Genomic DNA, 14,809 nt, shown 5'->3' on the forward strand with positions numbered 1-14,809 from the left:
CCGATTGGAAACGCAGCCTGGCTGCGCAGGCTGAAGAGCAATCACAAGATCTCCGCAACACTGCTGTCCAGCAGCCAAGATGTCGCGATGTCAATCACACTCGTCTACGACGGGGGCTGCCCCTTCTGCCGTCATTTCGCACGCCGCAGTGAATTGCTCGGGGGGCTGCCCGATCTGATCATCCGCGATGGACGCAGTGACCATGAGCTGCGAAGGATGTTGGGTCGCCGGGGCTTCAATCTCAGCAATGGCGCTGTGTTGATGGAGGGAGAGCGCATTTGGCATGGCAGCGAAGCCATTGCAATGCTGTGCCAACACCTCACGCCAAGTGATCCCCTGCTCCAGTTGCTGCATGGCCTGTTCAGGAACCCCCGCACAGCCAACCTTCTTTATCCAGGGCTCCTGGCTGCTCGCCAGCTCGCGTTGGGATTGCGCGGGCTCCCGCTGGATCCTGATCAAGCTTGAGCTTGGGACTCCACGACAAGGGAGCTGCCGGTGGCGGTCACTTGGGGTGCTTGGTCCATCTGATAAGCGAACTCCTCGAGTTCAGCCTGCATCTCCAAAAGCATCACAGCCAGTGAATGCGCCAATTCCCTGCTGAAGCTGTTCTGCATCGACCGTTCGCAACCCAAGACTCATCGGTTTTAGAGACTTCAACGAATCAGGCGTGAGCTGCGTGAAGCTGCCGTTACATGACGGCCGCCTCCAAACAAGGAGGCGGCCTGTGATTCATTTGTGCTCTCGTTGCCAGCGGGTGTAATTCGCTGCTGAGAACTTGTGGCCATGGCGCAAACCAACCTTGGCGACGCAGGCGGTATCACCGCCGCACTGCTCCACTTCGCGTCGGATGTTGTCATTGCCATTGGCTCGCGCCAGGAATGACTCCAGCTGTTTCATGGACATGAAGAACCTCCAGAGGGGTTCCTCTACGGGTAACAACGTGAGACGCAAGGACGGAATTCCGTCGGTTTTTCTTCCCTGCACTCTGTCGAATCAAATCAGAAGCCCACTGGGGCTTGGTGATGGCTGTTGAGGGGATGGCTGCTGGGGGGATCGCTGTCGCAGCGGTCGTTGTCTGGGAAAAGGCTCCATGAGCCCTGGACCGCGCTGGGGAAGAACGCGGTAGCGAACGTTCACGCGCATGTGAGCCGCACAGTGCGTGATTAACCCCATCAGCAACACGAGAGCGATCCCCGTGGCGGTACGCCGCTTCATAAGGACATCGGAACCGTCATCGCCGGCCAACGATCACTGGTGGTGTGCCGCCAGCCGTTCCAGGCAGACCGGGGACCACCTGCGTCTGCCCGTCCCATTTGTCGAGGAACAGCTTGTAGAGCACTTGGTCATCCAGACTCTTGTTGAGCGTGTCGTACCGAAGCGCTTCCTGCTCAGCAATCTTCACTTCGGTCTGCGCCCTCAGCAGTTGCTGCTCCGCGATCTGTTTCTGCTCGATGGCAGCGCGGTATTCCTCAGCGATTTCCAGACCTGTGAGATCAAGGCCAACCACTTTCACGTAGTCGAACTGATCCAGCTCCTCGGCGACGGTGGAGGCCACCAAAGCGGAGATGTCGTTCCACTCCGAGGCGATGGTCACCAGCTCGTATTGGGAGAACACCGACTTGAGCGCTTTCAAGAGGGACGGCTGGATGATGCGTGGGTAGACGTCGCGATCACTGCTGGCGATGGTGCTGTAAACGCGACCTGCCTCATCAGGGCGTAGGGCGTATTTGATCGTTGCGGTGGCCTGAATGACCTGGAGATCCTTGGTCAGGGTCGCGAAGTTCTCAGGCTTGACCTGTGTGCGGATGCTGAACGGCCACACCTGTTGGACAAGGGGGAGCTTGGCGTTGAGTCCGGGCTGTCGCGGAGCGCCACTGACTTTTCCCAGGGTGGTGATCACCGCCACCTCACCAGCGGGGACCACAAACAGCGCTTGCCCCACCAGCAGAAGTGCCGCCAACACGATGGCAACAATCGCCACCAGACCACCTTCGGGTCCTCCAGGGTTGACCGATCGCATTGACGAAGGACTCTGCATGCGGAAAAGACTTGAGCAAGGACTGTGGACTTCTTCTAGCGACCGTGGCGCGACACTGCTTACTGGTCCGACCAAACCCTGATAGCGTCCAGAACCCAAGCCTTGTTGCTGTTGTGAGAAGCCTGGCCGCGTTGCTAATCGCTGCGCTTCTTCTGATCGCTCCACCGGCCTGGGCCGCCGACCTGCGTCTCGATGCCGTGGCCTTGATGCCATGCGACGCGTCGGACCCCGGAGCCCAACCCAGTACAAGCAGTCTCAGCCGACGCACCAACATCACCAGCCCCGAAGGTGCCAGCTGTTTCGTGCTCAGTGGAACCGTCCACAATCCTGGACGCAATCCAATCGTCGACACCGACGTGTACGCGCGCATTCTTGATCGAAGCGGTGAACCGGTGCTGCAGAACCGCACGCGCGTCGGCTCGATTGGTGATGTGAACCCCGGCGATCATCCCTTTGCCCTGCGCCTGGCCATCCCCGCAGGCACTCCGGGGCCTTTCGAGGTGAAGAACCCGCGGGCGCGTGGCTTCAGTGCACCGGTCCGCAGCCGTGCAGCCGACGATGAAGAGCTGCTGCCCCTCGAACAGGGTGTAGTGCAATCAGATCTGACAGCGTCAGACGCGAGCAGCTGATGTTTCAGGCTCTGCGGGCAGGGGCGGTGATTCTGCTGATGCTGATTGCCATGGTGATGGTCGGCTATCACCCACGGGCACGTCAGTCAGAACTCACCATGCCCTCGTTGCGCGACAACCGGATGATGCCCAGAAACACCTTGCGACGCCTGAGGGAAGACCGGTGGTGACGGCCATGGCTGATCTGAAACGTTTGGATCAATCGCTGTTCAACCAGGTGGCCCAGCAGGCCCGTCAGCGTGATCGGCTGCGTTGCAACCACAACCTGCATCAGGAAACGGACGCGGTCCAGCGGTTTCTGAATGTGCTGCAACCGGGAACTTACGTGCGGCCGCATCGCCACTGCCGCGAGCAGAAGGGATCAGGCTTCGAATGCTTCCTGGTGCTGCAGGGCGCGATCGGCCTGCTCGTGCTCAATGAGGATGGAGTTCTGCTCGAGAAGGAAATTCTCCGCGCCGACGGTCCTGTGAAAGGCATCGAACTGGCCGAAAACCAGTTCCACACCCTGGTGGCTCTTGAACCCGATTCCGTGATCTTCGAACTGAAGCAAGGCCCTTACCAACCCAGCCTCGACAAAGACTTCATCGCCAGCTTCCCTTCCGAAGGAACCCTTGAAGCGCGTCAGCAGGAGCTGCACTGGCGGGCCATGTTTACCGACAGCTGACCTTCAGGCTCACATCCCCATCGGTCACAGCAGCGACAGCTGTCCCTGAAGAGACTCAGGTTCCTCAAGGCGCCATCCTGATGGATCCCATGGATTGAGCAACGGCTCAAGCGCACGCAGCTGATGGCCATCGGCAGGTGCCATCCAAGCCTCTTCCAGACCTTGGGGAATCGTCACGGGCATGCGCGGGTGCAGGGGTTTCACCAGGACATTGGGCGTGGTGGTGAGGATCGTGCAGGTATCGACTTCACTGCCATCGCTTCCGAGCCAACGCTCCCAGAGCCCTGCTAACCAGAACGGCTGACCGTCGACGCGCCTGAATCTGCGGCCCTTTTCCAGGAAGGCACTGGCTGGAATCAGACAGCGGCGGTGTCGCCATGCCCCACGAAAACTGGCTTTTTCCGCCACCGTTTCCGAGCGAGCGTTGATGGGTCTTGGCCCGTTGGTTGGATCCTTGCTCCAGCTCGGAATCAAGCCCCAAAGCATCAGCGCCGCTTCAGTCCCCGTCTGATCACGACGCAATGCCAGCACGGGTTCGCCGGGACAGATCAGTTCGCGCGGCGCATAACGACGCTGATGTTCAGCATCCATGCGCTCACGCAAGGGATGCGGGAGGTCGCCGACGGGGATGGACAACGCGAACCGACCGCACATCGACAGCGCCCTCTCACGACTCCTGACGAAAGATACGTTCAAGATCGCGGCGAAACTGTTCGCTGCTCAAGGGGCGCTCCCCCCGATGACGACGGTTACGGGCAAACAGAGCCCCGATCCACCAAACCTGAAGTGCTGCGAAGGCGACACCGAACACCAACAGGCTGATGGTTGGAGCGTCGAGGTCAAAAGCCATCACCGCTCCACAAAATCGAGCAAAATGTACTTTGATGCCAAACCTCCATGAAGGAGATCAGCCTGCTGGAACTGCTCGCACGCAATGCCGCTCGTTTTGCTGCGGTCTCCGGAGTGCTTGCTGTGGTGATTTGGTTGACCTGGGTTTTGCTTGATTTCGAGCACATGCAAAGCGGGTTCACCCTGCCCCAGTCGGTCTACTGAAGCAGGGTTTGCGGATAGATTCAGCTCACACCATCGGGAACAGGTGTTGAGCTGGTGTCGGTGGCACGCTCGGTAGAGGCGAAGGCAGCTTCCAAACGGTCGGTTTGGGAACGCACATCAGGATCGAAGCGACGCAGAATCAGCTCATCGATAGCGAAACGGCCAGGACCCACCGCGAGAATGGCGATGGCTGCGCCGACATAAAGACCCAGCAGCTCGAGAAGGTAGATGTTGAAACCCGACGTGATGATCGCGTGATAGATGGCCACGGAAATGGTTCCGAAGATGGCCAGTGCACCGAAGCGCGTCAGCAGACCAGTGATCAGCAGCCAGCTGCCGCCGATCTCGGAAAAAGCAGCGATGTAAGAAAGGGTGATCGGGAAAGGTAGATGCAGAGGCCTGACAAAGGCGTCAGCGAAGTTCTGGATATTGGCGAGCTTCTCGTAACCGTGGTGAATCAGCAAAACACCGGTGAAGACACGGAGAATCAACAGTCCGGCATCCGCGAGAAACGGTTTCGAAAGAATTGTTCTGAGCACGTCGCCAAAAACTTAATGACGAAAAATTAAGGATTGGCCGCACCCATCCGCGAGCTCACGTGACAGGATCAGAACAAGATGAGCACATATACCTAGTGGCCCAACAAGTCACGGCGCAACACTCTCGCGGCCATAATGAATTTACGTAACGAGTGATTGACATGACCAGCGAAGCCCTCATCACTCTTTTTCTGGGTTTTGGTGCTGCCACCACCACTCTTGCTTTCTGGAAGTTCAGTCGCAGTCAGTCCACAAATCGCTTGTAAAGCCAGCGCACAAATCCGCCGACAACCGGAACAGGCTCAAAAGTCGGACCGACAAAGTCGAAATAATCGCGGTGATCGCAGACCTTGCCCTGGTCATTGATGCGCAAGCGACTGGCACCCGGGTAGATGAATTCGATCCCTTTGATCTTGAGACCCATTTCCCATTCGATAAATGCGGTGTCGCCTTCGACGGCGATTGAGCTGGGAACCAAATAAACATCGTCACAGCGTTTGATCAGCCCTTCCTGGGCCTCGATGTAAGCCTTGATGCCCGTGCGCTCCTGGGTTGGATCCTGAAAATGAACGTTGTCGTCGTAGAGCTCGCGCCATTGCGCCTCGCTCGGAGCGGCCATGCCGTAGGGCTTGGTAAACAGAGTGCGGAGACGGTCAGCGTTCACGGCGTTGAAACATCCTGAGATCAAGACCTTATTCAGTTCAACGCTGCTGTTGCATAAGCTCCACAGCTCCGCTGGAACCTGGTCCCATGGCTGATCCGCGCTATCACTACGAACCGGTGGAGGCATTTGGCGAGAGCCTCACCACCCGACGCCCCTGGAACACCTCCGCTTTGGAATTCGTGGAGCGTCTCAACGGCCGAACGGCCATGGTCGGCTTCGCGGCCGCTGTGGTGGGTGAACTGATCACCGGGCATGGGCCTGCTGGTCAGGTCATCGGACTCATTCGCTGGTATCTGAGCTGATCGTGGTCAGGGCATGCAGCGCTGAATAATCGCCTGCATCCAGCTCCGTGCCTTCAGCACGCTGCAGTAACCGTGCCAATCCCTCCAGGCCAGACGCATCGACGCCTGCGAGATCGGCTTCCCGCAAGAACAGATTCAGATCCTTGCGCAACAGGCTGGTGCTGAAATTGGGGTCGCCATAGTGCTCCGTCAGCATTCGCTCCAGCTTTTTATCAACCGTTGGTGCGTAGAGAGCGGAGGGGCGCAGCACCTCCATGAAGCGTTCCACCTCCAGGCCCGATGCCTGCACAAGCCGAAGGGCCAACGAATACCCATGGGTCAGGCTGGCGATGAGCTGATTCAGCGCCAACTTCGCGGCGGCTCCAGTGCCGACATCACCCATGCGCAGCGGATCGGAGCCAAGGTGCTTCAACAGAGGGCGTTGCAGTTCAAACAGCTCTGGATCCCCGCCAGCCATCACCAGCAACGTTCCCATCTGTGCTTGCGGACGACTGCCCAGCACCGGTGCTTCCAGATAGCGACCGCCCTGCGCGCTGACCTGCTGCGCGAGGCTCACGCTTTCACTGATTCCCATGGTGCCCATGGGAATCACAGTGCGCCCCTGCAGGAGACCAAGACTCTGCACAACATCAGCCGTCACGGGACCATCGCGCAGCACGGTGATCACGGTGTCTACACCCAGCAAGGTGTCGGCAGGACTGCTGCACTGCTGCGCTCCGGAACCGACTAGAGATCGGCAGCGATCAGGATCACGGTTCCAGACCTTGAGGCTGATCCCCACCTCCAGGAGGCGATGACCAATGGCGGCACCAAGCAGACCGGTGCCCAGAAGAGCAAGAGTTGTCATTAGGCAGCAATAGCCTCCATCTCGGGCTGCAGCAGCACGTCACGCGCTTGGTTCAAGCGCGTCATCATCTCCGGGTTACCCCCTTTATCGGGGTGGTGCTGAACGGCCAGACGCTTGTGCGCCCTTTTCACCGTCTGCGCTTCCAACCGGCCGGAGAGAGGCAACGACAAGGTCTGCCGTGCACAGATCGCATCAAATCCAGGGTCACGCCCAAGGGGACAGCGCTCGCGCCCATGATTCGACTGACCAGGCCTGCGCTTGCCGGTGCTGCGCCTGCGTCCGCCGTTCGAAGTCGACGCCGTCCTCGTTGCAAAACCATCACCAGACATGCGTTGCTACTCCCTCAAAGGCTCTCCACCTTGCTTGATCGCGCAACGGCGATCCGATGTCCGCCGCCCGCTGAGTCATGGGCACGAAAGCAACCCGTTGAGGGGCCTGGTCCGGCAAAGGAATCGAAGCAACTGGGAGAGTGACACGCCGCGGGCTAGCCCGTGATCCTGTTCACAGAAAAGGGCGCGGGTCTTGATCAAAACGATGCTCGAACGGGAGCGGCGTTGGTTGTTGATCCCCATCCAGGACTGCGGTGGCCTCCAGTGCCTGCCTGAGCAGACGGGCACTGTGCAAAGGCATGTCTCGGGGCACTGAGATGCGGTCACGCAGGTAGCGCAAAGCGGCAGCCGATCCAGGCTCAGGAGAGACCGACCGCTCCTGCATCAGCGTGGTGAGCGCCGCACGTAAGGGCTGATCAAACGCATCGCCGAGAGGATTGCGCGCCAACAGCGTGCTCCGATGACGCAGCACCCGCTCCAGCGCCCGCTCTCGCGACATCCCGTCAGCCAGCGCCGGTGTCCAGCGACTCTCCAGCGCTCCAAGACCCTGGCCAGCATCCACTGCTGCGGCCATCGAACGCTGGCCTTCACTGCCATCTGCCCAGCATCCACCCATCTGCGGCGGCAGATCATGGGCATGCGTATGCACATCACTCTGGGTGCCGCGATAGGTCTCCAGTTGCTCAAGCGCCGAGAGCCAGCGGTCGATTCCCGGGTGCGCGTTGCGCAGCGCAAAGCCTTTGAAATAAGCCAAGGACGCGTTCATTCGCTCCACATAAGGGATGAACACCAGGTCAGCCGTGCCCGGTATTGCGCCCCCAGGGGACTCAGGATCCAGCCAGGAACCTCCCCCGGCCGCGAGCGCGTCCTCCATCTGTCGTGCCACGACCTGAAACTGATCGCGGGCCTGACGCTCCTGGCGTTCGTTCAGGCCTGGGGTGCACAACCAGATGCACCAGGCACGGAACAGCAAGCGTTCAAGATCACGCAAAGCGCGCACGCGCCGGTCACCCATTGGAACGCCGACAGGCCCGAATGTCCTCTCGAGCGCTTCAAGAATGCGGTCGCTTTCCGTGAGAAGCCGCCCATCCAGTTCAAGTGCCGGGAGCATTCCCGATGGAACCAAGGCAGTGAACCACGGCTCCTTAGGCCCGTAACAACGCATGGTGACCTTGCGGATCCGATACGGGATCCTGCGAAATTCCAGCCAAAGCCAAACCTTCTGGCAGTAGGGGCACCAGGCGTGGTGATCGCGAAACAGCGTGACGCGCACCGAAGATTCAGGCTGACCAAACAGACGAAGCGTCGCCTGCGCGTTGGCCGGTCCTTCAACACGCTCCGCAGCGGGCGGTGCCATGGCTTCCAATTCAGACCAGCTCAGAGCCGTGGTGGGATTGGCTTCAACCATGACAATCTCGGATCACCACTGCATGATCACCGCCGGAGTGAATCACCTGTGACCATCGAACACCGCCAGCTGCAAGACCTTGAAGATCAGGTCCGTCACCGGGGCACTGACCTCCGATGCGAGGACATCCTGGGCTGCTGGCAACTGACGACGATCTGGCCCAAAGGATGCGATCAAAGCAATGCCTTCAATGGTTGGCTTCTGCGCAGCCTTGGAGCCTGTCTGGACATTGCGGCAGGCCGCAACGCCGATCTTCAGCTGCGCAATGCGGTGAACCTGGGATCACTCTGCCTGCAGTTCCAGGGGCCTGGTCATCTGCGCGGCAAACGGCCGCTGCTGGTGTTTCAGTTCGAAAAGGTGGAACTGAAGGTTGGCCAACTCACACTGTTGAAACGAACGCTTCCCAGCCCCGCGAAAGGCCGCGAGCCCTTTTTTGCCTTGATCAGCCGCAGCAACGACGGATGGATGGCAGCCCGAGGCCGCGGTGGGGGGTTGGCGCTCTGGACCCTCAGGGGTTGAGCCGCCGTTCTCGCCAGTGGTCCTGACGCTGCCAACAGCGTCGGCAATGGGGGTGAGGCTTCAGATCCAGCTGCTCCACCTGAGATAGATGAATGCGCAGCAGCACCAGATGCGGCGAGACAGGTTCGCCATCGACCACCTCGCGAGGCCAAGGCCCTGCCTCGGAGAACAGCTGCCCAGGATCCGGCCAGGCCCAGACACTGCGGCCGGAGGGCGAGAGCCTGCGCCAGTGATCCGCCAATGCTGCCGGGTCCTGTTCAGGGGTGATCAATCGAGCCGCGCCACGCAAGCGGAATTGCTCTCTTGCCTTGCGGAACAACCAACACAGCTCCACCTGAGGCTGATGCATCAGTTCAGCGGGTTTCTCGCTGCGAGCATCCGTGAGCAGCTCCAGCTCACCGGATGGGCTCCACCCACGAAACACCAACGTGCGGACGCGCGGCGTGCCGTCGTGAGCAACGCTGGCCAGTTGAAGCCAACCCGACCCCGGAGCCCGTCCCTCACGCTGGCGCGCTCCACGCAGCAACGCTCTCCAGGGAGGAAGTAGGTCTGCAGGCCCCTGATCAGTGGACATCATTCAGCCAAGGATCAAGGAAGGTCAGCGGACGGGCCATCGTCTCTGAGAAGCCAAGAATGCCTCGATCGCGATAGACGTAAAGGAGCGAATCGTCGCTGTCGAGAAGGAATGTGCCGCCCCGCTGCGTGATGAAACGATCGTCGGGCACGTAGGTGCCCCAGTGCCGCAGCACTTCATTCATGTTGCGCAGGCGCACCGTGGCCAGTTCAAATGGACGCTGGAAGCCCGCTCCCCCCGCACGCCGAAACAAGGCGGCAGGAAAGGAGGGCAGCACCCCAGTTTTCACCAGCTCGTCATCACCGAAACGCTGTGGTGCGGAGCGATCACCGGTATATCCCCGCAGCACTTCCATCAGGGTTCCAGGAGAACCGATACCAGCGCACATCAACAACAACGACGGCCAGGGGCCTCCGGGCGCCTGAAGCCCTGCTGATAGACCCAGCGCTTGATGCAACTGGTCATCGGGCTCGACCTGCAGCGAGTCCGGCGGAAACCCAGTGAATGCGCAGAAGCGATCAGCTCCAGCCTGATCACCAATGGCGATAGCCAAAGGACGGATGCCGGCCTGCTCGAGGCTGGGCAGTGCCGGCACCAGCGCCTGGGCATACTCCATCGAGTCGAAATCGCCCAGCTGCGTCAACAGCACAACTAACCGCTTAAAACCAGCGTCTGCGCCTGGGTTTTCACCAATTCGTCTTAGCAATGCCTCAGGCGCTTTCATCGTTTTGTTGACAACCCGGTTGACAAAAGAGGGCTGTGATCAATAACAGCGTGGCAAATATCGGCATCCAGCCGGGTGATCGCCAACTCAACGTCCAGGCGATCCCGCACCATCGCCCTGACCCTGGGTTCCATACCGTTCCAATGACCCAGTGAGTCTCGACAACGTTGTTGAAATCTCACTTTCCTGCTCCTAAAAACAGACTGACACGTACCCAACCTCCGATGAGAGCTGTTGTTACTTCACTCGTCATTGCCTCTTCAGCCATCGCTGCACCAGCCTTCGCCCAGAAGGAGATCCCCAAAGCTCCGGGGCATGATCAGTGCCCTCTGGGTTACGTCAACACTCTGGGAACGACCTGCGTCTCTCCCATTTACTACGAGGTGGCGCCTACAAATGGCGAGGCGTGCTTAGAAGGATGGATGAACATTGGCGCTGGGTATTGCAAGAAGAAAAAAGGCCCTCTGGGAATTCTCTGACCACACCCAGACCGATCGGCACAAAAAGCGCTAACACAGGCACCTTCCCGCCTCAGAATCCGAGGGCTTTTTTGATCCGGCACCGGTAACTTGAGACCGACCGTGCAGGGTTAATAAAAAATGGAAATGCCGCCGAATTGAAGGCAAGCCAATAAATTGGGAGCTAGTTGGAGTTCAGTAATCCCGGACTCCAATATTAAAGAGCCAAGACCGAAAGCTTCGGCATCGGCTGTGCCTTTGAGCTTATCCGGAAGATCCACATCAAACCTGACGGCTTCGAGGAATGCCTTGGGTTGCTCTTCTGACATTGCTAGACATGGAGCTGCAGCGTGGCCGCAGCCAAGGCCGGCAGCAATGCCTGCAAACAACAAAAAAGCCCGCTCAATGCGGGCATTGACGCCAGATGTTGGAGACGAATATGCAGACTTAAGGTTCCAACATTCAAACCTCTGAAACGAAAAGCTCAATCCCAATTTACGGTGCAGGTATAAGCCGTCTCTGATCCAACTTCCTGCGAGCGGCAAGACATGTCAGTCGCTGTCTTGCCTTTGGGGACTTTGGAGAGGGCGCGATTCTTAGCAACCTCCTCATTCATTGCTTGGACCGTATAAGAGCCAGACCCGGCAATAGCAGCTCCACTGATTGCGAGCAACAAAAGCGGAGTAAAAAACAAAGCGGTGCTGAGTTTCAGCATGATCCCAAAGACAGTAGACAGATCCTTCCTAGCTAAGGATTGGATTCAATGCCGTCAAAAATGACAAATTCAGCATCCGCTTGCAGTGCCGCGGGCACTCCATCACGCAGAGCCTTGAAATCCTCCAACATTGCTATTCAGACAGATGAAGCTCATCTAAAAAGGGCACCCAGACGAGGCAGGGCACTCGACCTCATGCCGCAAGCGTTGAATCAGAGCCATCGTCAATTTTCAGATGCGTAACCAGACAACTGGTGACACAGTTTTGATCATTGAGGTCACACTCAGTGATGCAGACGAAGTAATCCTCAAGTGCATCCCATCTTTCTGTCATCGAAGACTGTGAACGCTCACCACCGATCTCATACATAGCTTTGCTCCAAGTGAAAGCTATTTAGTAGAGGTGCCAGCCTAGAGTCAATTTCAACATGTCAGAGAATAAACTACCTAGGCACAAACTCACACGAGGATATATTCAACAGCTATTGGCCGAATGGAAGACATGGAAGGTGCCCTGGGCCCTCTGAAACCTTTATCAACCACAGTCACAACTGCGCAACCAAATAGAAAGACAATATAAAGAGACTCGTCTCAAGCCTTAAAGAGTCGACTCAATCGATAGGGTTTCGCCGTGCAGTCAAGACATCCAGGTCACTCTGCGCAAAACAACAGTCTGGCAATCCAATGAGTAGAAGAGGTCTTCATCCCCTCTTGATGGGTCTTGAGTCTTCTAAGTCTGAGCCATCCTCAGCGAACACTGAGCAACCGAAAAAAGAAGAAGCCAAGACCTCTGGCCTCGAATCAGCCCAGCGGAAGCGATTCCTTCGCTCTGAATCAGATCAGGGACCCGAACGGGACTTCAAACAATCCAAGGCTGTGTGAATTCCGCAATGAAAGCAGTTAGTCGCTGCACGGCAGGGCAATTCCACGTGCTGCCTTGACGCAGGTGCAACCCGAGACCATTGTCACCATCAGAACTGATCGAGCGAGATGCCTCGGAGAATGTTGGTGCCCTCCACTGCGATGCGCCTGGCAATAGTGGCGTCACTCGCAGGGCTCATTGCTCCTGTCGCTCAGGCCCAAGAGCCGGCCACTAAAACCTTTGAACGACGCAATGTGCCGCTGTCGTGGATCTTCAATGAGTGGCGCCGGAATGGCAACGATGCCAACACCTATCTCTGCGTCTGCGACCAAGATCGTTGCGACACGCGGCCCGGCTGGCCGTTCCGAAGTTTTGGAACCGGTGAAGCCATCCCAGTTCTGGGGGAATGGAATCTGAACCAAGCTCGGCGCGAGGGGTTTCTCTGCGCGAGACGATAACTCCAAGGCCGTGCAATCTGAGCTGAGACTCGGCGCGGCTCGATCAAAGGACACGCCGTTTCTACTTTTGATTGTCTCCGCGTAAAAGGCAATGCGCGATTTGACCGATGCCAACACGCGCCTCAAGGGTGGAAAGTAAGCCCAACGAGATCGGAGGCGCTGATGACAGCCGACACTCCACCGGCGCAGATTGCAGAAGCAGACTGACTTTCTGGCCCCTGCTCCAACAGTCTCAACAACGATCCGGGTCGGTCCTTTGGTAGGCACGCAGAGGTAAGCCACGCCAATCGACGCTCCACTTGCACCGCCCGAGGTGCCCTCGGAGAAGACGACCCAATCCCTAGAGCGCATGGCCCCAGGGCGCCTCAAGCCAGAAGCTTCGACCCTTCCTGTCGTTCCAAACGTGATGGGTTGAACGATGCACAAACGAGCGCGCTAGGCCGTCTCTCCTATCCAGGAGGGGCGGCCTCCGCCTTTGATGACTGCAGTGCAAAAGCGTCCGTCGATCGATACCTGTAACGATGGCCGCAGGCTGAACGCGCTGCTAACGAAAGAGCAGCAGAAAGCTCAACTTTGCAAGCAGTGACGGCCTACAGCGATCCGCCGGATTGGGTGGGAGAAGCTGTGATCTATCAGATCTTCCCCGATCGCTTCCGCCGCAGCGGACGCGTCAAAGAACAACGCAATCTGCATCTCAAGCCTTGGGGAAGTGACCCGTCCGAACAAGGATTCCAAGGAGGCGATCTGTATGGCGTGATCGATGCACTGGATCACATCCAGACCATGGGAGTGAACTGCCTCTACCTGACACCCATCTTCAGTTCAGCAAGCAATCATCGCTACCACGCCTATGACTACTTCCAAGTGGATCCACTCTTGGGTGGCAATGCCTCCCTCGACGCGCTGATCACTGCGGTGCATGCAAGAGGGATGCGCCTTGTGCTTGATGGCGTGTTCAATCACTGCGGACGTGGCTTCTGGGCCTTCCATCACGTTGTCGAAAACGGACAGGCCTCGCCCTATAGAGATTGGTTTCACATCAAAGAGTGGCCCATCAACCCTTATCCGCGAGACGGGGAGAACTGTGGATACGACTGCTGGTGGTCCATCGCAGACCTGCCGAAGTTCAATCACAGCAACCCAGCCGTTCGGGAGCACCTTCTCGCCGTCGCTCGCCATTGGCTGGAGAAAGGAATAGATGGGTGGCGCCTGGACGTCCCCGATGAAGTCCCCCAGGACTTCTGGGTCGAGTTCCGACGTGTCGTACGCGCCGTGAACTCTGATGCGTGGATCGTCGGAGAAATCTGGGGCGATGCCCATTCATGGCTGCAAGGGCAGCACTTCGATGGAGTGATGAACTACCGCATCGGCTGGAGCACCCTGGGTTGGACGGGAAACAACGCCTTAAAAGAGGGCTACCAAAATCTGGAGTATCCCCTTCAAGCCCGCAGCACCGAGGAATTGCTCAACATCTGGAGCAGCACAACAAGTTCCTACAGACCAGAAGTCAACCGCGCCCAGATGAATCTTCTGGATAGTCACGATGTGCCAAGAGCCTTGCACAGTCTCAATGGTGATCTGAGAGCGATGAAGCTGGCGCTGTTGTTGCTGTTCCTCCAGCCCGGAGCTCCTTGCCTCTACTACGGCACAGAAACAGGTCTCGCTGGCGGTCCAGATTCAGAACGTTCCAGCGGGCCAGAACCAGCCTGCAGAGAAGCGTTTCCATGGGAACAACCCTGGGATGCCGATCTCAGGGCCTACCTCAAGGAATTAGCCGACCTCAGACGCACTGATCCAGACTTACGTCAGGGAAACCTGCGCTGGAAAGCCGTTGGAACCGATGGGTTGGTTGCCGAGGCTGAAAGTCTGGAGGTGTGGATCAATCGAAGTCGGATTCATCCATTGGAGTTACCCGAAGCCCAAACCACTGCCAGAACTCTGTGGAGCTGTGATGAAGACAACGTGTCGGCTTGTCTGTCACCACAATCAGCAGTCATGCTTGCAAAACCGTCTTAGCGAATAATCG

The 14,809-nt window shown here is 58.1% G+C and carries 23 protein-coding genes; 10 read left to right on the plus strand and 13 right to left on the minus strand.

All coding sequences use genetic code 11. From position 1 onward, the window contains the following. The first annotated feature begins 87 nt into the window (after positions 1-87). Positions 88-465 carry a DCC1-like thiol-disulfide oxidoreductase family protein gene (locus tag SynNOUM97013_RS08310; protein WP_186479322.1) on the plus strand — a complete coding sequence of 126 codons (378 nt, stop codon included), beginning with the start codon at positions 88-90 and terminating at the stop codon, positions 463-465. Here the strand turns inward: SynNOUM97013_RS08310 and SynNOUM97013_RS13770 are convergent. From SynNOUM97013_RS13770 to SynNOUM97013_RS08320, 3 genes are all read right to left on the minus strand, one after another. Then, a complete protein-coding gene (locus tag SynNOUM97013_RS13770; protein WP_255442672.1) occupies positions 456-590 on the minus strand; it encodes a hypothetical protein in 135 nt (44 codons plus the stop codon). The two genes, SynNOUM97013_RS08310 and SynNOUM97013_RS13770, sit on opposite strands and share 10 nt — an antisense overlap. A gap of 139 nt (positions 591-729) precedes the next feature. Then, positions 730-903, minus strand: coding sequence for a Nif11 family protein (locus SynNOUM97013_RS08315; protein ID WP_186479323.1), 174 nt, complete (start codon positions 901-903; stop codon positions 730-732). Between the two features lie 328 nt (positions 904-1,231). Then, positions 1,232-2,038: a prohibitin family protein gene (locus SynNOUM97013_RS08320; protein WP_186479324.1), complete on the minus strand. Its 807-nt coding sequence runs from the start codon at positions 2,036-2,038 to the stop codon at positions 1,232-1,234. Between the two features lie 131 nt (positions 2,039-2,169). Here SynNOUM97013_RS08320 and SynNOUM97013_RS08325 point away from each other — a divergent pair, with 131 nt between their 5' ends. From SynNOUM97013_RS08325 to SynNOUM97013_RS08335, 3 genes are read left to right on the plus strand one after another with little or no spacing between them, the layout of a single operon-like run. Continuing rightward, a complete protein-coding gene (locus tag SynNOUM97013_RS08325) occupies positions 2,170-2,667 on the plus strand; it encodes a hypothetical protein (protein WP_255442673.1) in 498 nt (165 codons plus the stop codon). After that, the gene (locus SynNOUM97013_RS08330) at positions 2,667-2,837 is read left to right on the plus strand and encodes a hypothetical protein (RefSeq protein ID WP_186479326.1); all 171 of its coding nucleotides are present in this window, start codon (positions 2,667-2,669) and stop codon (positions 2,835-2,837) included. The genes SynNOUM97013_RS08325 and SynNOUM97013_RS08330 overlap by 1 nt, the downstream gene beginning before the upstream one ends. 5 nt (positions 2,838-2,842) lie before the next feature. Beyond that, complete coding sequence (locus SynNOUM97013_RS08335) at positions 2,843-3,331, plus strand: WbuC family cupin fold metalloprotein (protein WP_186479327.1); 489 nt, start codon at positions 2,843-2,845, stop codon at positions 3,329-3,331. Between the two features lie 24 nt (positions 3,332-3,355). Here SynNOUM97013_RS08335 and SynNOUM97013_RS08340 read toward each other — a convergent pair whose 3' ends face one another. Both SynNOUM97013_RS08340 and SynNOUM97013_RS08345 read right to left on the minus strand, forming a co-directional pair. Next, positions 3,356-3,985, minus strand: a complete 630-nt coding sequence (locus SynNOUM97013_RS08340) for an SOS response-associated peptidase (protein ID WP_186479328.1) — start codon at positions 3,983-3,985, stop codon at positions 3,356-3,358. 13 nt (positions 3,986-3,998) lie between these two features. Continuing rightward, entirely contained in the window at positions 3,999-4,181 is a 183-nt protein-coding gene (locus tag SynNOUM97013_RS08345; RefSeq protein WP_186479329.1) for a hypothetical protein, read from the minus strand. A 47-nt stretch (positions 4,182-4,228) separates the two neighbouring features. On the opposite strand from SynNOUM97013_RS08345, the gene SynNOUM97013_RS08350 reads away from it, so the two are divergent. Next, positions 4,229-4,384 (plus strand): hypothetical protein, encoded by a 156-nt coding sequence (locus SynNOUM97013_RS08350; RefSeq protein WP_186479330.1) that lies wholly within the window; start codon positions 4,229-4,231, stop codon positions 4,382-4,384. A gap of 20 nt (positions 4,385-4,404) precedes the next feature. Here the strand turns inward: SynNOUM97013_RS08350 and SynNOUM97013_RS08355 are convergent, their stop codons facing one another. Next, complete coding sequence (locus SynNOUM97013_RS08355) at positions 4,405-4,923, minus strand: DoxX family protein (protein ID WP_186479331.1); 519 nt, start codon at positions 4,921-4,923, stop codon at positions 4,405-4,407. A 244-nt stretch (positions 4,924-5,167) separates the two neighbouring features. Next, on the minus strand, positions 5,168-5,587 hold the full coding sequence (locus tag SynNOUM97013_RS08360; RefSeq protein WP_255442675.1) for a nuclear transport factor 2 family protein: 420 nt from the start codon (positions 5,585-5,587) through the stop codon (positions 5,168-5,170). 86 nt (positions 5,588-5,673) lie between these two features. Between SynNOUM97013_RS08360 and SynNOUM97013_RS08365 the strand changes: the two genes are divergently transcribed. After that, a complete protein-coding gene (locus tag SynNOUM97013_RS08365; RefSeq protein WP_186479332.1) occupies positions 5,674-5,889 on the plus strand; it encodes a chlorophyll a/b-binding protein in 216 nt (71 codons plus the stop codon). Here the strand turns inward: SynNOUM97013_RS08365 and SynNOUM97013_RS08370 are convergent. From SynNOUM97013_RS08370 to SynNOUM97013_RS08380, 3 genes are all read right to left on the minus strand, one after another. Next, positions 5,867-6,736, minus strand: a complete 870-nt coding sequence (locus SynNOUM97013_RS08370; RefSeq protein WP_186479333.1) for an NAD(P)-dependent oxidoreductase — start codon at positions 6,734-6,736, stop codon at positions 5,867-5,869. The two genes, SynNOUM97013_RS08365 and SynNOUM97013_RS08370, sit on opposite strands and share 23 nt — an antisense overlap. Next, positions 6,736-7,065, minus strand: a complete 330-nt coding sequence (locus tag SynNOUM97013_RS08375; protein WP_186479334.1) for a molecular chaperone DnaJ — start codon at positions 7,063-7,065, stop codon at positions 6,736-6,738. Before SynNOUM97013_RS08375 ends, SynNOUM97013_RS08370 begins: the two co-directional genes overlap by 1 nt. A 172-nt stretch (positions 7,066-7,237) precedes the next feature. Then, positions 7,238-8,473, minus strand: a complete 1,236-nt coding sequence (locus tag SynNOUM97013_RS08380) for a glutathione S-transferase family protein (protein ID WP_186479335.1) — start codon at positions 8,471-8,473, stop codon at positions 7,238-7,240. Between the two features lie 48 nt (positions 8,474-8,521). On the opposite strand from SynNOUM97013_RS08380, the gene SynNOUM97013_RS08385 reads away from it, so the two are divergent. Then, entirely contained in the window at positions 8,522-8,992 is a 471-nt protein-coding gene (locus SynNOUM97013_RS08385; RefSeq protein WP_255442676.1) for a hypothetical protein, read from the plus strand. Here the strand turns inward: SynNOUM97013_RS08385 and SynNOUM97013_RS08390 are convergent. Both SynNOUM97013_RS08390 and SynNOUM97013_RS08395 read right to left on the minus strand, forming a co-directional pair. Next, positions 8,982-9,566 carry a pyridoxamine 5'-phosphate oxidase family protein gene (locus SynNOUM97013_RS08390; protein WP_186479336.1) on the minus strand — a complete coding sequence of 195 codons (585 nt, stop codon included), beginning with the start codon at positions 9,564-9,566 and terminating at the stop codon, positions 8,982-8,984. The two genes, SynNOUM97013_RS08385 and SynNOUM97013_RS08390, sit on opposite strands and share 11 nt — an antisense overlap. After that, positions 9,556-10,290, minus strand: a complete 735-nt coding sequence (locus SynNOUM97013_RS08395) for a peroxiredoxin-like family protein (RefSeq protein ID WP_186479337.1) — start codon at positions 10,288-10,290, stop codon at positions 9,556-9,558. Before SynNOUM97013_RS08395 ends, SynNOUM97013_RS08390 begins: the two co-directional genes overlap by 11 nt. A gap of 224 nt (positions 10,291-10,514) precedes the next feature. Between SynNOUM97013_RS08395 and SynNOUM97013_RS13775 the strand changes: the two genes are divergently transcribed. Then, a complete protein-coding gene (locus SynNOUM97013_RS13775; protein WP_255442677.1) occupies positions 10,515-10,769 on the plus strand; it encodes a hypothetical protein in 255 nt (84 codons plus the stop codon). A 110-nt stretch (positions 10,770-10,879) separates the two neighbouring features. On the opposite strand, the gene SynNOUM97013_RS08400 is transcribed toward SynNOUM97013_RS13775, so the two are convergent. Beyond that, positions 10,880-11,293, minus strand: a complete 414-nt coding sequence (locus SynNOUM97013_RS08400) for a Nif11-like leader peptide family natural product precursor (protein WP_186479338.1) — start codon at positions 11,291-11,293, stop codon at positions 10,880-10,882. A gap of 1,160 nt (positions 11,294-12,453) precedes the next feature. Between SynNOUM97013_RS08400 and SynNOUM97013_RS08405 the strand changes: the two genes are divergently transcribed. Both SynNOUM97013_RS08405 and SynNOUM97013_RS08410 read left to right on the plus strand, forming a co-directional pair. Then, positions 12,454-12,783: a hypothetical protein gene (locus tag SynNOUM97013_RS08405; RefSeq protein ID WP_186479339.1), complete on the plus strand. Its 330-nt coding sequence runs from the start codon at positions 12,454-12,456 to the stop codon at positions 12,781-12,783. A 573-nt stretch (positions 12,784-13,356) separates the two neighbouring features. Continuing rightward, a complete protein-coding gene (locus tag SynNOUM97013_RS08410) occupies positions 13,357-14,799 on the plus strand; it encodes a glycoside hydrolase family 13 protein (protein WP_186479340.1) in 1,443 nt (480 codons plus the stop codon). Positions 14,800-14,809 lie beyond the last annotated feature (10 nt).

Source organism: Synechococcus sp. NOUM97013 (genome assembly GCF_014279815.1).
Lineage (GTDB): Bacteria > Cyanobacteriota > Cyanobacteriia > PCC-6307 > Cyanobiaceae > Synechococcus_C.